General features: G+C 52.3%; 17 protein-coding genes. 14 read left to right on the forward strand and 3 right to left on the reverse strand.

Annotated features, from left to right (window positions below):
• Nucleotides 1–75 precede the first annotated feature (75 nt).
• The 4 genes from FYC48_RS11090 (at nucleotide 76) to FYC48_RS11105 (ending at nucleotide 3,995) form a co-directional block, all read left to right on the forward strand.
• On the forward strand, nucleotides 76–996 hold the full coding sequence (locus FYC48_RS11090) for an alpha/beta fold hydrolase (RefSeq protein ID WP_149496772.1): 921 nt from the start codon (nucleotides 76–78) through the stop codon (nucleotides 994–996).
• Nucleotides 993–1,892: a triphosphoribosyl-dephospho-CoA synthase gene (locus tag FYC48_RS11095; protein WP_149496773.1), complete on the forward strand. Its 900-nt coding sequence runs from the start codon at nucleotides 993–995 to the stop codon at nucleotides 1,890–1,892. Before FYC48_RS11090 ends, FYC48_RS11095 begins: the two co-directional genes overlap by 4 nt.
• Nucleotides 1,867–2,358: a 6-pyruvoyl trahydropterin synthase family protein gene (locus FYC48_RS11100; protein WP_149496774.1), complete on the forward strand. Its 492-nt coding sequence runs from the start codon at nucleotides 1,867–1,869 to the stop codon at nucleotides 2,356–2,358. Before FYC48_RS11095 ends, FYC48_RS11100 begins: the two co-directional genes overlap by 26 nt.
• A 296-nt stretch (nucleotides 2,359–2,654) precedes the next feature.
• Complete coding sequence (locus FYC48_RS11105; protein ID WP_149496775.1) at nucleotides 2,655–3,995, forward strand: SGNH/GDSL hydrolase family protein; 1,341 nt, start codon at nucleotides 2,655–2,657, stop codon at nucleotides 3,993–3,995.
• A gap of 106 nt (nucleotides 3,996–4,101) precedes the next feature.
• Here FYC48_RS11105 and FYC48_RS11110 read toward each other — a convergent pair whose 3' ends face one another.
• Nucleotides 4,102–5,073 carry an exopolyphosphatase gene (locus FYC48_RS11110; protein WP_149496776.1) on the reverse strand — a complete coding sequence of 324 codons (972 nt, stop codon included), beginning with the start codon at nucleotides 5,071–5,073 and terminating at the stop codon, nucleotides 4,102–4,104.
• 310 nt (nucleotides 5,074–5,383) lie between these two features.
• On the opposite strand from FYC48_RS11110, the gene FYC48_RS11115 reads away from it, so the two are divergent.
• The 4 genes from FYC48_RS11115 (at nucleotide 5,384) to FYC48_RS11130 (ending at nucleotide 12,875) form a co-directional block, all read left to right on the forward strand.
• Nucleotides 5,384–7,882 carry a DUF1592 domain-containing protein gene (locus FYC48_RS11115; protein ID WP_160149458.1) on the forward strand — a complete coding sequence of 833 codons (2,499 nt, stop codon included), beginning with the start codon at nucleotides 5,384–5,386 and terminating at the stop codon, nucleotides 7,880–7,882.
• Nucleotides 7,879–9,255 carry a DUF1552 domain-containing protein gene (locus FYC48_RS11120; protein ID WP_149496778.1) on the forward strand — a complete coding sequence of 459 codons (1,377 nt, stop codon included), beginning with the start codon at nucleotides 7,879–7,881 and terminating at the stop codon, nucleotides 9,253–9,255. The genes FYC48_RS11115 and FYC48_RS11120 overlap by 4 nt, the downstream gene beginning before the upstream one ends.
• Before the next feature lie 281 nt (nucleotides 9,256–9,536).
• On the forward strand, nucleotides 9,537–10,976 hold the full coding sequence (locus FYC48_RS11125) for a sulfatase (RefSeq protein ID WP_149496779.1): 1,440 nt from the start codon (nucleotides 9,537–9,539) through the stop codon (nucleotides 10,974–10,976).
• A gap of 339 nt (nucleotides 10,977–11,315) precedes the next feature.
• Nucleotides 11,316–12,875: a LysR family transcriptional regulator gene (locus tag FYC48_RS11130; RefSeq protein WP_149496780.1), complete on the forward strand. Its 1,560-nt coding sequence runs from the start codon at nucleotides 11,316–11,318 to the stop codon at nucleotides 12,873–12,875.
• A 76-nt stretch (nucleotides 12,876–12,951) separates the two neighbouring features.
• Here FYC48_RS11130 and FYC48_RS11135 read toward each other — a convergent pair whose 3' ends face one another.
• Complete coding sequence (locus FYC48_RS11135) at nucleotides 12,952–13,212, reverse strand: hypothetical protein (RefSeq protein ID WP_149496781.1); 261 nt, start codon at nucleotides 13,210–13,212, stop codon at nucleotides 12,952–12,954.
• A gap of 794 nt (nucleotides 13,213–14,006) precedes the next feature.
• On the opposite strand from FYC48_RS11135, the gene FYC48_RS11140 reads away from it, so the two are divergent.
• Complete coding sequence (locus FYC48_RS11140; RefSeq protein WP_160149459.1) at nucleotides 14,007–14,756, forward strand: PEP-CTERM sorting domain-containing protein; 750 nt, start codon at nucleotides 14,007–14,009, stop codon at nucleotides 14,754–14,756.
• 103 nt (nucleotides 14,757–14,859) lie between these two features.
• Here FYC48_RS11140 and FYC48_RS11145 read toward each other — a convergent pair whose 3' ends face one another.
• Entirely contained in the window at nucleotides 14,860–16,041 is a 1,182-nt protein-coding gene (locus tag FYC48_RS11145) for a DUF1559 domain-containing protein (protein ID WP_315853771.1), read from the reverse strand.
• A gap of 752 nt (nucleotides 16,042–16,793) precedes the next feature.
• On the opposite strand from FYC48_RS11145, the gene FYC48_RS11150 reads away from it, so the two are divergent.
• The 5 genes from FYC48_RS11150 to FYC48_RS11170 all read left to right on the forward strand — a co-directional run bounded on the left by FYC48_RS11150 (nucleotide 16,794) and on the right by FYC48_RS11170 (nucleotide 21,755).
• A complete protein-coding gene (locus FYC48_RS11150) occupies nucleotides 16,794–18,023 on the forward strand; it encodes a hypothetical protein (RefSeq protein ID WP_149496784.1) in 1,230 nt (409 codons plus the stop codon).
• A 44-nt stretch (nucleotides 18,024–18,067) separates the two neighbouring features.
• Entirely contained in the window at nucleotides 18,068–18,658 is a 591-nt protein-coding gene (locus FYC48_RS11155; protein WP_149496785.1) for a PEP-CTERM sorting domain-containing protein, read from the forward strand.
• Between the two features lie 244 nt (nucleotides 18,659–18,902).
• Nucleotides 18,903–19,499, forward strand: coding sequence for a PEP-CTERM sorting domain-containing protein (locus tag FYC48_RS11160; protein WP_149496786.1), 597 nt, complete (start codon nucleotides 18,903–18,905; stop codon nucleotides 19,497–19,499).
• A gap of 253 nt (nucleotides 19,500–19,752) precedes the next feature.
• Nucleotides 19,753–21,282, forward strand: coding sequence for an exonuclease/endonuclease/phosphatase family protein (locus FYC48_RS11165; RefSeq protein ID WP_149496787.1), 1,530 nt, complete (start codon nucleotides 19,753–19,755; stop codon nucleotides 21,280–21,282).
• Nucleotides 21,279–21,755, forward strand: coding sequence for a tetratricopeptide repeat protein (locus FYC48_RS11170; RefSeq protein WP_149496788.1), 477 nt, complete (start codon nucleotides 21,279–21,281; stop codon nucleotides 21,753–21,755). The genes FYC48_RS11165 and FYC48_RS11170 overlap by 4 nt, the downstream gene beginning before the upstream one ends.
• Nucleotides 21,756–21,774: the final 19 nt, after the last annotated feature.

The raw sequence follows: 21,774 nt of genomic DNA on the forward strand, positions 1-21,774 counted from the left end.
CAACAAGACTAATGTACGAAATGGTCAGGTGTTGTCGACTTCCCGATTGGACAGAAACCGGCAACACTACGGCCTATGCAACCATCGCCCCATCAATTCGACGTCCCCGTTTCCCGGTTTCAGGTCGGAAGCTACACGCTTGCGTATCGCGATCAGCATCCCGAAAGCACCGATTCCGACGCAGAAGTGTCTAGTCGACCGACGATCTTGTGTGTGCACGGCAATCCGACTTGGGGTTACTACTACCGCCGAGTTTTTCAACATTTCGCTTCTACGCATCGAGTCGTCGCGATCGACCATCTCGGTTGTGGCGATAGCGATAAACCACCAAGATCGCAGTTCCCATATCGCCTGGAAAATCACCAGCAGAACCTCGCCGACTTGGTCGAGCACCTCGACCTACGCAATGTGATGCTGCTGGCGCACGACTGGGGAGGCGCGATCGGCCTAGGGGCGTTGCTAAAAACACGCGAGCGTTTCTCGGCGATCACGCTTCTCAACACCGGTGCGTTTCCCCCTCCATACGTGCCGTGGCGAATCGCAGCCTGTCGCTTACCAGTGCTGGGGACGTTGGGAGTTCGAGGCCTGAATCTTTTTGCCAAGGCAGCGGTGACGATGGCGATGAATCGGAACCGGTTGGATCCCGAGGTTGCCGCGGGGTTGCTGCGTCCCTATGACTCTTGGGCCAACCGGGTGGCGATCGACGCCTTCGTCCGCGATATCCCGATGTCGAAATCGGCGCCGACGTATCAGACGCTCCTTGATCTGGAGCAGCGTTTGCCATCGCTCGCCAACCTTCCGTCCTTGTTAGTTTGGGGAATGAAGGACTGGTGCTTTCGGCCGGATTGCTTGCGTCGTTTTCAACAAGCTTGGCCGAACGCGCGTTCGTTAGAAATTGACGATGCCGGGCACTATGTCATCGAAGACGCCCCGGAAGCGGTTTTGGCGGCAATCGAAAGTTTTGTCGCCGATGTTGAAGCGTCGACGCAGTCGTGAACCAAGTTCTTCAGACATATCGCCAGCTTAGCCAAACGCCTCACGATGGGGTTCGCTGGGCGTGCCTGCTTGAAGCTACGGCGCCGAAAGCCGGCAACGTCTTTCCCGGGCAATCGTTCGCCGACTTACGTTATCGGGATTTCGTCGATGCGGCCGAGATCGCTTCACAGGTTTTCGGCGCCAACCCGGATCGATTCAGCACGAGTGTTCTCGAAGGAACTCGCCAGGTCGCTGACCAGATTGGCACCAACGTCAATCTGGGAATTCTGCTCCTGCTTGGACCGCTGGTTCAAGTCGACCAGACAAGCGGGCTTTCGAATGACGATGCCGAATTGATCGGACGGGTGACCGAGACGCTACACTCGCTTGATGCTGCCGACGCGAATCAACTCTACGAGGCGATCAACATGGCCCATCCCGGCGGAATGGGAAAAGTCGACGAAATGGACCTTGCCGATTCGGCACCCCCAAGCTTTCTCGACGCGATGACCGCGGCGGCTGATCGCGATCAGATTGCGGCCAACTACGCCAACGGCTTCGAGGATTTGATTTCCTGTGTTCTGCCGATGCTCGATCAAGCAGTTCAGCAATCACAGGACATCCTGACCGGCATTTCAATCGCCCATCTGCGATTACTCGCCGATCGCGAAGACTCGTTGATCGAACGCAAATTTGGTCGCTCGGTTGCGATCGAAGTTCGTCGAAAGGCTGACTTTGATCACGATGACCTACACGCTCGAATGCGTTTTGATGCTTACCTTCGAACCAGTTACGCAAAGCCACTGAACCCCGGTACGACCGCCGATATGATCGCCGCCGGGTTGTATTGTTTGCTTCGACGTGGCAATTCCAACCCGTGGAGGGTGAATCATGAATCAACCGACATTTCGCGTTGATGTTACGAAAGAACAATTTGTATTTTCCGCCGCACACTTCATCACCTTCGCCGGCGATATTTGCGAGCGATTACACGGACATAACTACGGCGTGCGGGCCAGCGTGGAAGGTCCACTCGATGAAAACCGTTACGTCGTCGACTTCATTGCGCTCCGTGATGCGGTGCTTGAGCAAACAACATCGCTCGATCACCACGTCATTTTGCCGACCGACCACGCTGAGATCAAAATCACGAGCGACGAGAAAGAAACCACGGCGACCTTTCGCGACCGGCGTTGGGTGTTCCCGAACGAAGATTGTGTGATGTTGCCGGTGATCAACACGACGGCTGAAGAAATCGCCCGTGTGATTGCCGAACGTGTCCGAGATAAAACCAAAGACAAGTTTGGCAATGCCTTACACTGGATCGAAGTCGCGGTGGATGAAAACCACGGGCAATGGGGTGTCTGCCGGATTCCTTGGTGACCTTTTTATATCGACATTGCCCCGATCGACTCATCTCGGTCATTGCATTGGATTAAACTTCGCTCTTCGTTCCTTCTGTTTAATCAACTTCTGGATACGAATCGAGCCGAACGGCGTGGGCCACGCCGTCCGTGTCAAAACAGAGGGCAACTGCAGTTTTACCGACGGTCCGTATCCCAATCGTCGGTCCTGGCCGATCAAATGCCGGCTCTATTTGGACGACTCTGTGAGGTCACAGCGTAATAGGTTCACCGCCGACCGGCACCGTTTCTTACTTCATTGAATTCGATCTAATCATGCGTGTCTGTATTTTGATCCTATTGGCAATCGCCTCCGCCGGTGCATCGGCAGCACAAGATTCCACGACGTTGCCGTTGCCGGTTTTAGGACCGTATGATTACGAAACAAAACCGGAAGGCAAAGCGTTTGAAAAACTGAATCCCCGCAAAGCTCCTGAGGCAGGCGAGTTGATGCTGCGAAAGGGAGATCGGTTGGCAATTGTTGGTGATTCGATCACCGAGCAACGGATGTATTCGCGACTGATCGAAACTTATCTAACAGCATGCACACCTGAACTAGAAATTGCTGTGAGGCAGTACGGTTGGAGTGGCGAAAAAACCGATGGCTTCCTTCGCCGAATGGACAATGATTGTTTACGTTTTGCCCCGACAATCGCGACGCTGTCCTACGGCATGAACGATGCCCGCTATCGTCCTTTCGATGTGACCAACGGGCAGTGGTACGACGATCATTACACCGCGATCGTGCGCAAATTCAAAAATGCCGGTGCCAAAGTCGTCGTCGGCTCTCCTGGCTGCAGCGGGAAACTTGCGACGTGGGTACGATCACGTTCGGGGACGCTGGAAGAACACAATCAACACCTCTGTGCCCTACGAGACATAGCGATTGAGGTTGCCCAGCGTGAAGGGGTTGCCTTTGCCGATGTGTTCTGGCCGATGTATCAAGCCCGAGTCAAAGCTCCGGGACTGTATCCTGGCGATGGTTCCAAGCCGTATGAGTTGGTCGGACGCGACGGAATTCACCCTGACTGGGCCGGCCATGCGATCATGGCCTACGCGTACCTCAGCGCACTGGGGTTGGACGGTAACCTTGGAACGATCACGATTGATTTGGAAAGTAACCAAGCGTCGGCGCAAGGCGGTCACCAAGTCGAATCATTCAATGCCGGAAAGGTCACTGTCACCAGTGAACGCTATTGCTTTTGTGCCCCCGGTCCGGTCGATCGAGATGACTCGGTGCGATCCGGAATGACTTTTGTCCCCTTCGATCAACAGCTGAATCGATTGACCCTGAAGGTGTTGGGTGTCAAAGGAATCGCGACCGTGACCTGGGGAAATGTCTCGAAAACGTATTCATCGGCCCAATTGCGTGACGGGATCAATCTGGCCGCGGAGTTCACTCTGAATCCGTTTTGCGAGCCGTTTGCCGAAGTCAGCGAAGCCGTCGCCGCCAAACAGGAATTCGAGACGAAACAAATCAAAAAGATCTTTCATGGCCGTCCCGGTCGCGAGAATATGGACCTCGCCGTCGAGCAGACTGAAAGAGAACGGGCCCCGCTGGCAAAAGCTGTGCGAGACTCGGTGCGTCCGGTGCGACATATCATTCGCATCGAATAACGTATCACTTGCATCATCTACAACGGATCAAGCGCCGCCGGAATGAGGAGACTGTTTCGTCCCTGCATTCCGGCGAACAGCGTTTCGTCGATGTGGCCTCAATTCACTAGACGGCCGCAGGGGTTCCCTTGATCGCGTGATGGTCCGCGTTGACCTGGTCGATCAGTTCTTGCTGCACGCGGATGGCATCCTCGTGTTCGACTTGGCAGGTACCCGCAGCTTCATGCCCGCCGCCGCCGTACTTCAAGCAAAGCTCGCCGACATCAGTTGAACAGGATCGGTCGAGAATTGATTTACCGATCGTAAAGACGGTGTTTTGTTTTTGCTTCCCCCACAACACGTGGATCGAGATATCGCACTGTGGATAGAGGGCGTAAACGGTGAAGCGATTGGTCGCGTAAATCGTCTCTTCGTCACGAAGATCAAGCACGACCAGGTTTTCGTGAACCGTAGAACAGCGTTTGATTTGATTGACCGCGTGTTGCTGATGCTTGCGATATAGCTCGACACGTTCGCGGACGTCGGGGAGACACAAGATCTCGTCGATGTCCATGTCACGGCAGCAGTCGATCAAATTCATCATCAACTGATAATTCGAAACTCGAAAGTCATGAAATCTGCCGAGCCCCGTTCGGGCATCCATCAGGAAGGACAACAATGCCCATCCTTGTGGATTTTTAATTTCATCTGCGGTGAATTTCGCTGCATCGGCTTTGTCGACGGCCGTCATCATCGCTTCACTGATTGCCGGGAATCGTTCGGCCCCACCGTAGTAATCGTAAACGACACGTGCGGCCGAATCGGCTGACGTCGAAAGCACGTAGTTATCTGGCGAGACGCCTTCGTTGCGTGTCTCTTCGCTGGAATGGTGGTCGAAGCAGAGATGACAACCCGGTACATAAGGGAGATTCGTCAGGATATCATTCGAAGTCACCTCGATCGCTCCGTCTTGCATGTCCTTGGGATGGACAAATTTGATCTCGCCGAGGATCTCCAATTCTTTGAGCAGGAGAGCGCAAACGAGTCCGTCGAAATCACTTCGCGTCAGTAAACGATAGGTTTGGTCAGTGTTGATCATCTTATGAAAAACCCAAGGGGCTGGCTTTGTCGATTCAGCCGGAGCACACATCTACAGTGCTATCCAGAACCCCGGCATCGTCGAACCCTAGAACGTTATTACCGTTTCGACTCGACCATTTCTTTGTCAAATCGAACACAGCGATTGTGACGCTCCGGCCCGAGGGTTCACCCTCGCTGATGGCATCCAAAAACCGATAAAACGCTACCACTCTTTTGTGCTGGCCTAGCGGGAACTTCGTTGATGCGAGCGTGACGAATGGGATACAATGAACGTCCCGCCCCCGTTCCTCCCCCACCGGAAACCGATCATGGATTTTGCGCGACAAATCCCGGCAGTCGTCATTCTTGTCGCTGGGCTCGGTAGCATTTGTGTCGCGGTTCCTACTCCGGATGAACCTCCGCCACCAGAACCTTTCCCAACCCCAGCGGAAACACGCTCCGACGTTTCTGAAATCTACCGACAGAAGTGCTTGCGTTGTCACGGTGATCAGGGGCAAGGAACCAGCGACGGATATTCGAAACCGCTACGCACCGATCAATCTATTGCGGATCTTGCTAAAGTCATCGAGGAGACGATGCCGGAAGAGGATCCCGAATCCTGCGTCGGCGCCGAAGCACTGCAACTAGCACACTACATTCAAAATTCGTTCGCCGACGTTGATGACAACTACACCGAATCAACGCTCGCACGGTTGACGGTTGCTCAATATCGAAATTCGGTTGCAGACGTGATCGCCCATTTCACGCCGCGACCAGAATCTGACGATCGGTTCGCTCGTGGACGTGGCCGCTCACGCAATCGTTCGGTTCCCGGACTACGCGGTGAGTACTTCCAGTCCGAAGGAATGAACAAGGCACAGCGGTTGGCTCATTACCGAAGCGATAACCGATTGGAATTCGATTTCGAAGATCACCCGCCTGTTCCCAGTCTTACCCCGGACCAATTCGCGATCATTTGGCAAGGAAGCTTAATCGCCCCCTACACCGGTGAGTACCGATTCCGATTGACGACCGAAAACGGTGCCCGCCTGTACCTGAATTTTGATCCCCGGCCGAATACCGGATCACTGCGTGACGACCGCTCATCGGGTGACAACCAAGCCTTCATTGACGATTGGGTCGGGTCTGGAAAGTTGCGAGAGAAGTCAGCAACGATGTTTTTGTTGGGAGGGCGTACCTATCCGATCCGGCTGGAGTTTTTCAAGTACCTTGAAGATAGCGCCTCGGTCAAACTGGAATGGAAGCCGCCACACGGAACGTGGGCCGTTCTCGATTACAACCACCTGACGACTGCCGAGTCAGCACGAACGTTCGTTTGTGACGTTCCGTTTCCAGCCGACGATCGAAGTTTGGGGTTCGAGCGTGGAAGTTCGGTTTCACCACAATGGCAATCCGCCGTCATGCGGGGCGCCGTCCAGGCGGCAAGCGAGATCGTTTCACGATTACCGCTGCTGGCTAATTTGCCGACCGATTCGGATCAAAGCGATGCCATTGTCGCATTCGTCCATACTTTTGCCGAAACCGCTTATCGACGACCTCTGATCGATTCTGAAAAGGATCAGTTAAACTCTTTGGTGGTCAATCATCCAGAAGATATCGAATCGGGAGTCCGTCAGGCCATCGTGTTGGTGCTGATGTCACCACATTTTCTCTACCCGGATCTGATCGAGTTGACCGAGCAGGGATTGACGGCCGAACAGCGATCACAACGAAGGCCCTGGCAAATTGCTTCGAAGTTGTCATTTGCCTTGTGGGATAGTGTTCCCGATCAGGAGCTTGTCGCCGCCGCGAAAGCGGGCCAACTTAATTCGCGGAAGCAGATCGAAGATTACGCCAGCCGGATGCTCCGCGATCCGCGGGCGAAGGCGAAACTGCAGCGTTTCTTTGCGAGCTGGCTCGAAATCGAGGAACGTGACCTGTCGAAAGACACGGCGTTGTATCCGCAGTTCGACGATCACGTGATCGCCGACTTGCGTCGTTCCCTTGAACTGTTCATCGATAGCGTCGTGTGGAGCCGCGACTCGGATTATCGCCAGCTGTTACTCGCACCCCACCTGATGCTTAACGATCGACTGAAACGAATCTATGCCGCAGATAGTGCCGATCTATCTCCGCCAGCCGATGGGCAAGAAATCAAGCGTCAAGCAAGACGACGAGAATTCGCGTCAGCGTTTCAGCCGGTTGACTTTGATCCGAATGAACGATCCGGCATTCTAACGCACCCCTATTTGCTGAGCGCTTTTGCGTATCATAACAATACTTCACCCATTCATCGCGGCGTATTTTTGACACGTAACATTGTGGGTCGCGCCCTAAGCCCGCCTCCCAACGCGATCGCATTCGACAATGATGATTTTCCCAAAGACCTGACAATGCGTGAAAAGGTCACGTTGCTGACTCGCGATAACGCTTGTATGGCGTGTCATCGTGTGATCAATCCACTTGGATTCACTCTTGAACACTTTGATGCCGTTGGCCGCTGGCGTGAAGTCGATAACGCGAAACCGATCGATAGCGAAAGTATCTACACCACGACCGACGGGCAAACGCTTCGCCTGACGAATGCCCGCGATGTCGCCAAGTTCGCTGTCGATCATCCCGCTGCTCATTTAGCGTTCATCACACATCTGTACGAACATCTTCTTCAGCGTAGTGCTCATCAAGCGGGCGAGGAACGATTGCAGGAACTTCGCAGCGGCTTCGCCAAAGACAATTTTAATATCCAAAAACTCTGTGCCCGACTGGCCGTCCTCGCCGTTACCTCAACGACGCCCTCTGCCGCCCTTTTAACCGAGAATGCCCGATGAATCGCAATGTCGAATGCCGACGTCGTTTTTTGCGCGACCTGGGAATTGGAACCGCAGCGCTCCCTTTTTTAACGGGGCTGCGCAGCTTAGGAGCCACAGGAACGGTCCCGCAACACGAGACATCGCCAAAACGTTTGGTCATCATGTTCTCGCCGAACGGGACCCTACCAGACGAGTTTTGGCCAGATTCCTATGAAGCGAAGCGCGGAGATCAGAGGGGCGACGATGTGAATCGCCGATTGCAGCTAAAACCAATGTTGAAGGCACTTGAGCCCTTTCGTGATCAAACCTTGCTGCTTAAAGGCGTCCATAACCAAGTCGGCGGTGACGGTGACAATCACATGCGAGGGATGTCATGTCTACTGACCGCGCGACAACTGAATCCGGGTAACATTCAGGGCGGTGGTCATACGCCGGCCGGTTGGGCCAGTGGCATTTCAATCGATCAAGAAGTCCGCAATTTTTTCCAGGCCCGGGAAGGCACGCGAACACGGTTCGGATCGCTGGAATTCGGGGTCGCCGTTCCCGACCGAGCCGACCCGTGGACCCGGATGTGCTACGCCGGAAGTGATCGTCCGGTCGCTCCGATCGATGATCCCGAGCAAATGTTTCAGAAGATGTACGGCGGTGCCCAGGACCGAAAAACTGTTGCGAGTGTGCTCGACCACGTTCGCGATGACTTGAGCAAGCTATCGCAACAGTTAAGCGCGTCAGATCGACATCTACTGGATCAGCACTTGCAAAACGTCCGTCAGTTAGAAACCCAAATTGCAGCGGCTGTGTCCGAGTCAGAACTGGTTCACCCCGAACCGGACATTGATCCAAACATCGAGCTTGTCAACGACAACACGCCTGATATCAGCCGAATGCAAATTGACCTGCTGGTTAACGGCCTAGCCAACGACCTTTCACGTGTCGCGACGCTACAGTTCATGCGATCGGTTGGCCAGGCCCGGATGCGTTGGCTTGGCATCGACGAAGGTCACCATTCGTTATCTCATGAACCCGATGGCGACGAACAGGCTCATCAAAAACTCCGTCGGATCAATGCCTGGTTTGCCGGAGAACTTGCGTACCTCGCCAAGCGTCTGTCGGAAATCCCCGAACCGGGACGTCCGGGCGAGACTCTGCTGGATAACACGCAGATCGTTTGGCTCAACGAACTTGGCAAAGGTAATTCGCACACCTTAGATGACATTCCATTCTTGCTCGTCGGTGGTGGAGCGGGATTCAAAACCGGACGCGCGATTGACTGCGGTGGGGTGCCACACAATCGATTGTGGATGTCGATCGCACATGGACTCGGTCACCAAAATCTCACCACGTTTGGGTCTCCGGAATTTTGCCACGATGGTCCGCTGAAGCTATCATGACCGACCTGCACTTTGACGGATGCCAATAAGTCAGCCACGAGCTTGCGACTTAACGAACCTGGCTTACCGAACTTGGTAACGCCAGTGCCCCGTCTAAACCTAATGATCGTGTCCGACTCTTCAACCGACGGGCATCCGCCCCCGGCTATGCCCCGAAATCGCGACTAACGCCAATCGGCTAATCCTCGTTTCAAATGTTGACGAAGCATCAGCCCATCGCTAGGCGTTCCGTTGAAATTCGCGGTGACAACTTTAGTTTTTCAACTTAACGAAGCGCAACGATGATCCTGCAACGTTTGATTTATCTCTCCCTGTTCGGAATCAGTTTTTTAGGGTCACTGCACGCTGAACCGAACAGCCCCAACGTGCTACTCATCTGTGTTGACGATCTACGTCCGGAGCTCCATTGCTTTGGCGTTGATTACATCCAATCACCCAATATCGACAAACTTGCGTCGCGAGGGAGGGCATTTGCCCGACATTACGTCCAGGCACCGACGTGTGGGGCGTCCAGGTTTGCGTTGCTCACGGGAACCTACGGCGGATCCAACAACAACGCACTTTTTCAACGTGCCAAAGCGATCGGGCAAAGCCCCGAGACAGTTTCGCCAAGCCTACCGGCATATTTTCGAGAGCACGGCTATCGGTCAGTTTCAGTCGGCAAAGTCTCCCATCACCCCGGAGGTCGTGGTGGACCGGACTGGGATGATGAATCGATTCCTGAGATGCCCAATTCGTGGGATCGACATCTCCTTGACGCAGGACCTTGGCAACATCCACGCGGATGGATGCACGGTTTAGCCCGCGGTGAGATTCGGGGAAACGCCAAGGAAATGGATTTGATCCAAGCGGTCGAAGGCCCGGACACGCTTTATCCAGATGGGATCAATACGGAATTGGCCTTGGAGCAACTCGACTCTTTGGTCAAGCGGGAGTCTGACAAACCATTCTTTCTTGCCGTTGGTATCTTGCGTCCCCACTTGCCGTTCGGCGCACCGAAGAAGTACCTCGATCTTTACGAGGATGTTGACCTTCCGGCAATTCCGCATGCGAAAAAACCTGAGGGGCGGACCACATGGCATTCATCAGGTGAATTCTACAAGTACAACCGCAACGGGCTCGATCCGAACAAGAGCACCGACTATGCCGACCAGGTTCGCAAGCACTACGCCGCCTGTGTCAGTTTCGCTGATGCGCAAGTTGGTCGAATTCTTGACCGTCTTGATGAACTGGACGTTCGCAAGGAAACAATCGTCGTCCTCTGGGGCGATCATGGCTGGCACTTGGGAGAACATGCGATCTGGGGCAAACACTCGTTGTTCGAGGAGTCGCTTCGATCACCTTTGATTATCAGCTACCCCGGCATATCTGAACCGGGCATGATGAGTCATTCGATAGTCGAGACGATCGATATCTTCCCGACCTTGATCGAATTAGCCGGTCTGCCGAAAGCCGATTTTACCGATGGGGTATCGTTGCAATCACTCCTGGATCGACCGACATCAACAGGTCATCCGGCATACAGCTATTTCGGTCGTGGATACGGGCGCACGATTCGTACCAAGACTCACCGAATGATCGAGCACACCGACGGCTACGTCGAACTTTATGATCACCGAACCGAAAACGGCGAAACGCAAAACGTTGCCCATCAGCAACCTCTCATGGTTAAGGAATTGCGTTCGAAACTTAAACAACGTTTCGCTGACACGTCGAAGTAGCGTCTCGGCATTCGTAGCTCACCGGTTTCCTAACACGGCTTCACCAACGCATTTTTCGAAACTGAAGTAGACCGACGCCGCTAACTCGTCAAGCCGATCTATCGCAGCGGATCGTCGCTAAATACACAAGCATTTGACCGACGCGTGCGTTAGCAGATTTAGAATCAACGAGATGAGCGCATTGATCCGATGAAGTTTTTCAAATCTGCCAAAGCTTATCGGAAATTGGCTGATGCGAGAGTTGCATGAAGACGCCAAGAAGTCTTTACTGAGGACACAAAGGGAGCAACGACTAATTTTGTGCAACGTTAAAAGGCTAGGCTGTAACCGGGCGACTCTATGCCACTTCTGTCACGTGACGCAGAACGCTTCTGTGAAATGGTGGAACTTCTCAGCGAAAAAGAAGTCTTCACCTACTCCGGAATTGCCAACAAACTTGAGATAAGTGAATCGACACTTCGAGCAGCAATTTCGCGTCTTTCGGCTGAACTAAACACAGCGGTCGTAGATCACGACAATAGCGGAAGCATCGCGACGTTGGCGGTTACCTCTGCCGGACGCATTCTTTACGACCGTCTACTCGACTGCACGCGTCCAATCGCTGCGGACGCCAATTCGAAGCCATTTAGCCTGGTCGTATCGTCAGCGATGGTCTCTTCAGGGCTTCTCGACGGTATGCTTGATTCGCTACATCGGGTCGGAAAATCAGTTCCCATTTGTCTTCGCACCCAAGTTCAATTCGAGAGCATCCTCGAAGGCCTCGACAAAGGTTCGATTGACTTGGCCATCCTCTGGGGAAGCGACCGAAGACAACGACACAGCGCTGGATCAGAAATTTCCGAAAAGATTGTCGCGAAGCTAGACATCGTGATTGTGTCACACGACCAGGCGGTCATCGACCTCGTCAATCCGGCCGCTCATTGGTTCAATCCGAATGAAGAACTGAATAGTGAAGGACAGAAAGCTGTCGTTGAAACAGCGTTGCAGAAACTGAATCATTTTCGGGGGGCGTTCTTGAGTCCCGACAATCAACCCGCAAACGAATTGATACCTAGGAAAGCCCGTCAAGATCCTGGGGGTCACTTGGAGGTTGACACAATTGAAGGGGCTCTTGCACTCGTCCGTAGTCGAGTAGCAGATTATGCGGTAGTGGCTGCGTTTTATGACAAACTCGGACGTGAGCAACAACTTGGAACACTGGTATTTTCGGAACCAATCGCAAGCATTCCATTGATTGTCATGTCGCGGAAGGCGATGCATTTAACGCCTTTCGTCGACACGGTCTTAGAAGACTTGTCCATTGACTTGCGACGCAACAATGCACTCGCGATGTGGAAACACCGCAAGACAGCGACAGACCGCTTTCCAAGGTCTACCGAGTTCTATCAAAAACTTCGTTACGGCTATTACATTGGAGCCGATGCTCGAATCCCCGACGCCCCATTGCAGTGGTGTTGGGAAAGCATCCGCCTTGTCTTCGACCAAGATCAGCGATCGAAATCAATCCGTGGCTATATTGTAAACGAATTTCGATCAAAATTCGAAATTACGTCCGCGGAGTTCCGCGACACCTTTTTTGCGGCCCGTGTCAAACCAATTCGGCGCGGCAAAAGCCGGATGAAGGAGTTTCTTACCCGCTTTCACTATTGCGACTATAAATCCGGTGTCATTTGTGGCACCTGGACTGGAACAGCTCGTGGGGACCGCTCTGGTGTTTTCGCAACTGTTTGGTCTCAAACGAAGCTTGATTTGGATGAGCTAACGTTGATCACACGCATCGCAGATCTTTACAGCGTAATGTCTGCTCAGCAGGGCTGCGAGAATAAGGAAGATCAGCAGGAATTGGCAGATGAATTACTTACGCAATTAGCTGCTGGATATCCCCTTGCCGAAGAATGATTCGCTAACCTTGATCGACCGCCGTTCGTGCCATCATGATCCACGACCGAAGGTCAAACTGAAGGTCGAGCATCTTTCAAGCTTTTAGCCCACGTAGCAGAGGGGGCGTAAGATCCTCTCTCTCCATCGCAAGCTGTTTCTTTTTCTCCTTACGAAGTGGTGCCGTCATCAATTCAATTTCCGAAGGCGACGGCAGCCAATCGAGTGGAGTGTCTGCCCCGCGATAGAGTTCGGGAGCAAGACAAACTAACTCACATGCATCCTGAAGTTCCATCCCGTGAAGGCGTTGAAACGCTTCCACTTCCGTTGACTTTTGACGTGTAGATTCGAGATTCATGGGTACGACGTTGGCAACAAAAAGATTCAGTAGCTCGGAAGCTAAATCGCACGAGGCTCTCCAAAGACTGATCAATTCCGTCGTTCCTAGAAACCCAAAAATGATTAATATGCGGTGATAACTAGACTCGATGTTGACGCCAAAAACATGTTTTCCGTAAGCGTTGTCTTACGATTGCAAAAGAAACATGTGAGTACATCAATCGGACGCATTTTCTTCATCAGATTTACATCTTGCAGGCTTCGTTGTTGTCAAGTTGATTTCCCGGTCTGGCCCGTACGCCTAGCTTCTGGGAAACAATCGGGAATCGCCAACGACATGAAACCGATGAGTCTTCTTTTTCGTTCAGCCCTATCGACGCTCGGCCGCGTCTCGTTGTCTCTTTGCAAAATACGTAGCAGAATTGGACCGACAATTGTGCGTTTGTAAAGCCTTTCGCAAATGAGAATTCACTGTCTATTCTGTACCCAACAGCTCACGTCCTTCCAAGAGAATCAGTCGATGAGTTTGGGGATACTTTCTTAGATCTGCCCTACGTGAGCTATAGAGTGATTCAATCTTGTTTAGGTTGATGACAAAGCACTTGTCAAAAGATGAAGCCTTGAATGTCGATCGGACAATTTGTCTTGACTTATTTTGACTTCAGATACATTCGCACATGATCAATCACTGGTCATGAGCGTGTGCCTTGACTGGTAGGTTGAATTCTCAACTAATTAGCTCGGAGACACATTCTGATGCGGAAGAACATTTTGGCGGGTTTTGTAATAGCAGCCGTGGCTGGGATTCCTCAGATGCCGGCCCACGCCGTGGTCATAGGGCGTGCTGTTAGCTCGGCTGACTTCAATTCAACGTATACGCAAGACGATCCCGACTACACCATTCCTGGTGACATGTTCGGAATTCGTAGCACCGCTTCGCCGGGATCAGCCGGTCTTCCATTTGCGATCGAAGACACATCGCCAGATTTTGGCGACAGTGCGGGAATCATTTTGAATGACTCAAATAACGATGGCGGAATCGTTGATACGGACCCTTTCTTTGGCGTCGTTGATACAGTCAACGGAAGCGGAAACGGAACCAACGTGGCGCGTTGGATGTTTGACATTGCCGGGCAAACCCTGGAAGGAATAAGCATTGATTTCGCCGCGATGGGTGATTTCGAAAGTTCGAACGACCTGTTCAATCTGACATGGGAAATCGATGGCAATGGCGCGAATTCATTGTTCAGCTCCAGTGTTGATGAAAGCGGTTCCCTAACATACAACAGCCTCCAACCCGGAGGGTTCAGTACGACTCTTTCGGATCCGTTACTAATGAACGGTGTCACACTGAACAATGTCTTTCAGACATTGACTTCGTTAGATGTTGCTGGTCAGACCGGATCAGTATTGACGATCGAAATCGCGGCCTCGGCAGACGGCGGAAGCGAAGCATTCGCACTTCGGAATATTGAAGTAAACGCGGTGCCAGAACCGGGAACGATGGCCGGTCTAATCAGTCTCTCCCTGATGGGACTCGCTGTTCGTCGGCGCGTTCGCTAATGTCCTGCAGTCCGTAGGACTAAAATTCAACGCACTTTCAAAGCACAGCGTCGAATTCAAAGAGCTCGACGCTGTGTTAATTCATCTACGTTCCGCTACTTGGCTAGAAGTCCTGAGCTTCGGCGTTGTCGCTTCCATCGCGAGTTCCGATCGCCCGCCACAGCTGTAAGTCAATTTGATCGGTGACATACCGAACAGCCCCGTCCATCAGCATGACGTTGACCCCACCATTGTGCATGCTACGCGCCGAGATAATGGCCGCTTCTCCAGGAACATCTGCGATCGCACTTGCCGCACCACAATCTTGCCCGCGCCAATTCGGTGGCGCGACGTGGTTGTACATCGTTGAGGAATACGCCGCGGTAGCCCAGCCGTTTGAATAGTCACTTCCGGGTAGCCAAAGCCCCATCGAAAAGAAGTTGTACGTGCTTGCAACTGGAGTATACGACAAGCAATCTTGAAACATCTCCTCAGTATCACTAACGAAGCCAATGATGCGATTTGGTTTCGTAATCGTGTCCGCCTTCGTTGGCACACCAGCCAACCCGCTTCCTTTCGTTCGTTCGGCAAAACCAACCGTATGGCTTAAGCCGTCCAAGAATGCGGACGAACTGAGTGCCCTGCCAATGGTAAAGGCACCGTTTCCCTCGACAAGTGGTGACGTACACCCTTGAACGCAGTTATTGTCATCCCAGCTATCCGCACCTTGGTAGGGCGTGGATCCACCGAAGTTGTAACGATAGTTGTTTTCGGTAGGTTGATCAAAACTATTTGCATCCGACGGACAGACGTAGAGACCAACATTCTTACTGAATGCTTCAAAGTTTGGGTGGGCGGGGCGCCCATTCTCTAGCATTCGTGGTGAATTTAGGGCACTGAAATCGACAAGATCGTAGATACCGGCCTGTTCAATGTAGGGAAGGACAGCCAAATGCACGGACCGATTTCCATACCACATTGCTCCCCAGACAGACATATAGTTCGTGTAACGCCATTGAAACACTTCGCCATTCGTCAATCGATCAGGATGCAATCGACCGTAAGGAAACGTGTTGAATGCTGCATGGTAGTTGTGGAGCGCCAACCCAATTTGTTTCAACTTGTTTGAACATTGCATTCGTCTTGCCGCCTCCCGTGCGCTCTGCACCGCCGGCAGCAGCAGGGCAACCAAGATTCCAATGATTGCTACAACTGCCAAAAGTTCGATCAAAGTGAACCCATGATGGTTCTTACTGAATCTAGATTTTTCCGGACGTCGGCGCGAATATCGGATAACCATTTCCATCTTCCTTGGAATTTTGCAACAAAGCTCCGTCGGTAACCAACACGGTCACAACGGGCAAAAGTCCGAGTTTTGTAGGGATTGGTGGCTATTCGTCAATCGAATTTCTGCCGAAGTTTACATGCCCTTCATTGTTTCGATCCCCATAGCAGAATTCATGTGAACGAAGCGTCCGATGTCTGCCAAGTCGCTGGACGACGCTCTTGATGCAAGATGTTTCGATGAGTCTCAACCAATCTACAAAGGTGACTTATCAGTCGATCATACCTGCCGCGGTACAAGTCTACTTTAGCGAGTTTTGACGTATAGCCATGCAAACAGCTTCCGCTAGCCGTTTCCGGACACACGTCAGTGCAAATAGTGCGTCTTCATATATTTAGTTTTTGCTAACGACGTGTGTGATTTCTCGCAAGTAACCAGATATATCCCGGCAACATGATTGGAATTGAATCCATTCATGAGAGGTTCATTCGCGTCGTTAAAGCACGGTAAAGATCAGAACTTTTGGATTGAGTTGGATTTTTCGAGTCCTATAACACCCGCATGTCCGAGGCGATGTCGTGTGTCGAAGGCTCGATCACCATGTCCCAATGGCCGCGTCTACGATCTGTTCAGTCGTATCGCGGTCGGTGGTCTTCGATACGGATGGGATCGACTCGGATCACCGTCTTTTGAATACTCCCTACAAGAAAGGATGTTGATCCATGGTGAAGGTCAAATTCAGATCACTTGCGCTTCTTGCTGCGATTGCGGCGATGTCTGGCCAAACGGTCAGCGCGCAAGATGTCACCGGTGAAGATGATTTCGGAACCAGCTTCAGCGGTGGCACGCCGACCGGTGGAAATCAAACGTTTACCAGCAGAACGATTTCCCCGGATAACCAAAGCAACTTTGGCTTCAGCGGGGCCCCGGGTGTGTTCCCGACTAGCTTCTTTGACTACTTCGGAATCAGCGATCGTCGTATCAATTTCGATGTCGCGGATGATTCCGCATCGTCTTTCCCGCCGGATGATTTCGGCTTTGCCGGTGCCTCCGGTTCGGCAGACGATTTCCTTAATTTCTTCGTCTTGTCAGATTTGACGAATCCAGCGAACCCAAGTGGACTCGGGCAGGTGACTTGGCAATTCGACACTTCTGCTCCGGTCGATCCTTCTCAACCTTATGACGTTCATCGTATTTCGGTTGACATGATCGCATACGGCGATTTTGAGGCGGATGACAATCTGGTTTGGAGTGCAGGTGTCGCAACACCTCCCTCCGCCCCAGCCCTGGTCCCTTACCTGGAATTTGGACTGACGGCCGCCCAAGACGCCGCAAACATTCTTTACGGCGTGACGATGGATGGCGGATCGACATACGAGCGATCATTTACGCCATTCTTCGAAGTTGATGAGTGGAACTGCTTGTTGGCTAACGGAGCCGGATCAGTTTGCCCTGCCACCGGTGGGACGGTCTTTTTCCACCCGCTCGACAACGGTGGTCCCGGAGATGACGGCGTTGCATTCAACGGCTTTATTCTGGAACCAATTGCGAGTGATCCAAACAACGTTGAACGAGCGTATGAGGTCACAAACGCGAACGGTACGTTCACGGAACTCGAACGCGAGGCGTACAAGGATCCTTTGATCGAACAACTGCAAGGCAGTTTCGCTCAGTTAGACAACGAAAAGCAAACCTTCACTTTCGTCGTTAAAGAAGCTGGCGACGTTTTGACCCTAGAGATGCTTGCCACGCAAAACAGCACGAAGGAAGTCATCGCATTTGACAATCTGCTCGTCGAATCTGCGGTACTCGGCGACGCCAACGGCGACGGCGTTCTGAATAACTTTGACATTAACCCGTTCGGCTTGGCCCTGCTTGATCCGGCCGGCTTTGCGGCAAGCTTCCCCAATGTGGATGCGAACTTCGTTTTGGATTTCGATTGCGATGGATCGCTGAACAATTTGGACATCAATCCATTCGCTAACAAGCTTTTGGGTAACTAGCCCAAATTTCTCTGTTGACTGTTTGAAACCTTTTGGAGACTAGGATGAAAAAGATGTTTTTCGCGGCATTAGCCGCATTGGTTTGCTTCACTGGCTCGGCGCAGGCGGTGGAAATTTTCTTCAGCACTTCGGGCATCGACCCAAACGCTGGAAGTAGCCTGAACCTGACCGAAGGCGGTGCTGGCGGTTCGTTGTTCGTCTGGGTGAATAACGACGAAGCAACCACGATTGAAGGCCTTTCGTTGGATGTTACCAGCGACACCGCAGGTGTTGCATTGGCAACCGATCACTTGATCGAAAACCCAGGTGGCCGTTGGTTCGGAAGCACACCAGGCGTTTTGGGTGACAGCCCTTTGGTCAATGACTCCAACGCGTTCAATTTCTTCGGTGGATTCCCTCAGGGCTTGGCCTTGCACAGCGAAATCCTGATCGATCCTTTGGCTGCCGGGGTAACCAACATCGGATTCGACATTGGAAACAATGGCATCGCGGTAGGCGGACAACCTCCCCAATCGATCAGTTTCGGTAGCGGCTCGATCAATGTGACCGCAGTCCCCGAACCGGGAACGATCGCTGGCTTGGCTTCGATCGGAATGTTCGGTTGTGGACTTGTCGGGCGTCGTCGTCGTCGATAGCCGAACCTCTTGGCCAAGAAAGCGTGCAACGAACATGCTCTTTGCGCGAATTCAGTAACACCATCTGAAGTAAAGATGGAAAACAAAGGGCGGGGCGTTTCTACGCCCCGCCCATCTTTTCCGTTCTCAACGGTTCAGTCAAACGCTCATCAAATAGCCATCAAGAACATTGACGAGCAACTTACGATCCCATCCAAGACCTTCAAAGCAAATTAGCATTTGGATTAACACTCAGGCACACTTTATGAATATTCGATTCTTTGCGATCTTGGCATCGTTTTGCCTTACGTCCATCTCTTACGCAGATGTTGTTGTCAGCTTCAGTACCTCCGCTTCTGATCCGAACGCAGGGACCGTACTCACCCTTAACGAAGGTCAGACGAGTGCGAGTCTTTTTGTTTATGTTGAGAATACCGAAGCGACCACAATTGAAGGGCTATCACTAGACATTCTCAGTGACACTCCGGGAATTGCCCTCGCAACGTCCCACCTCATATCTGAACCGGCAGGGCGATGGTTTGGATCCACTCCCGGTGCCCTTGGAAGTGGCCCCTTCTTAGTGGACGACTCAAATGCCTTCAATTTCTTTGGAGGATTCCCAAATAGTGGAGGACCGCAACTACACAGTGAAATTGTTCTCGACGCAATTGGAATTGGTAGTACCCAAGTGACAGCCGCAACCGGCGGGAGCGGAATCGCCGTCGGCGGTCAGGTCCCATCGTCACTCTCTTTTGGCACTGCAACAGTCAATGTGGTCACCGCGATCCCAGAGCCGGGAAGTGCATTGGCACTTTCTGCGATCGTCGGCGGAATGCTGATTCGTCGTCGAAAAATCCGCTAAGCGGATAAACATGAATCGTCGAGGTTGAGCATCTGAAAAAGCAGTTGAACATGAACGATTCGGCTTAAGTCATTTCACTCTCCCACTGAGAGAGCCGGGCCTTCAGGACCGGAGGGGGCACCCTCCCCGGTCGCTTACTCGTCCGACTCTCCCGCACGTGGGAGAGTGTTATCCAGAGGTTTAAACCCAAAAACTCATGTTCACATGCCCCCCGACGAGCGATGCTACTAGAACTCTTAAAGGATATCAGGACATGTACCCTCCGAAGATACTGATCATTACCTGCAAGATGCTGATTCTGTTCCTGGTATGCCACGGGATGTCGCAACCAGCGTATGGACAGTTACGTATTTGCTCGTTTAACACTCTTTCAAAACCGGCTACCGCTATCGACGATGGACTACAGAGAGTGATCATGTCGGCGATCAGTACCCGAGCGGTCAATGGCATTGCCAAACGTCCCGACATCCTTGCTCTGCAGGAACAAAACTCGTTCTTAGGGACGAGCGATTCAACAGCGGCAAATCTAAACAACGAGTTTGGCGTCAGCAGCTACGAATCCATCCTTCTATCGTCAGGATCCTTCCGGCAATCTTATGTCTACGATTCGGCAACAGTCACTCCCATAGATGCCTCGGAGTTCTTTATAGGAATTCGTGTCGCTCTACGAACACAGTGGAAGCTTGTCGGATACGATCACTCATCGGTGTTTTACACCTACTGTGTTCACTTCAAAGCAGGCGACAATGCGGGAGACCTCAGCCTCCGAAATACAGAGGCGTTAAACCTGCGAAACAACGCGGATTCACTCGGTCCCGGATCACACCTTATTTACATGGGTGACTTTAACTTCGCGGGACATAATGAGGCTTCTGTGTTGACGATGAAAGCTTCGGGAAATGGTCAGGCATTCGATCCTGTCGCACTTCCAAGTTGGCCAAATCTGACATCGCGACAGTACCTTACGCAATCAACCCGTTCTTCATCCTTGCCTGACGGCGGTGCATTCGGCGGCATCGATGATCGCTTTGATTTACAGCTGGTGTCCGGGGCGATGTTAGATGGGGAGGGGATTAGCTACGTTGGTCCAACGTCTAGCGGATTCATTGGCGATCATTCGTATCATGCGTTGGGCAATGATGGGCAAGTCTACAACGGTGCGATCAACGCGTTTTACACCGGACGCGAACAACCGGCCTCGGTGCTTGATGCCCTGCATGACTTCTCCGATCATCTTCCTGTCATAGCCGACTACCAAGTCCCGTCACGCATGGACGTTGACTTCGATCCGGCACCGATATCTGCAGTACTCGGATCGACCGTCGAACTTGGATTTCATATCGAAAACTCGGCTCCCGTGAGTGTGTCAATCGGCGCCGATGAACTCGATTACGAGTTCAACACTTCGGGGGACTTGAACGGTAACGGTACCGGAACAGTGGCGGCACTAGATGCGGTCGGGAATGAACTCGCGATCCTCGATACCTCCTCGCTCGGCGCACACGCGGGGACGATCACCGTGATGACGTTCAGTCAGCAGGCTGCGAATGCCTTTCAGGTTCAAAATGTCGAATTTTTCGTTACGGTTCTAGGGGATATGAACGGAGATTTCAACGTCGACAACTTTGATGTATCACCGTTTAGCTTGGCACTCCTAGACCCAGTCGCTTATGCCGCAAGCTTCCCGATGATCGACCCAGACATCATTGGCGACTTCAATAACAATGGCATGATGGACAATTTAGATATCAATGGATTCGCGAACGCCCTATTAGCTCCATGAAACCACCATATCAATCTAGGCTGTTAATCCGTCGCTATCTGTTGGCTTTCGCATTGTCAGCCTCAGTGTGTTTTTCTGGATGTGGATCTCGAAGGTCAAATCAGCTTGCTAGCGAGCGACGTAATTCGCAAACAGCATACGACCAAGCTTCAAAACTACTTTCCGAGCAAGACTATCGCTCGGCCGAGCCTCTGTATGCCGAGGCACTTGCCGGACAATTGCCCCCCGACATGGTCGCGCCAGCAATGATCGAACGAGCCGAGTGCCTTGGTGGGCTAGGTAGGATTCCTGAAGCCAGAACATTATTGGAAGAAAGTCGGGAAGGACTCGCGAGTGAAATCGAGTACCACATTGCCTTGGGCAAGGTATTTCGTGCGGCCGGGGAAAAGAAGCAAGCAGAAAACGAATTCAAACTAGCCAGAACTCTTGCCAGTAGGCAACGTGTTCGAGTGCAAATACCAACCGTCGATTAACTTTCTGAAACTGCGATTC

The sequence above is a fragment of the Roseiconus lacunae genome, from assembly GCF_008312935.1.
GTDB lineage: Bacteria > Planctomycetota > Planctomycetia > Pirellulales > Pirellulaceae > Stieleria > Stieleria lacunae.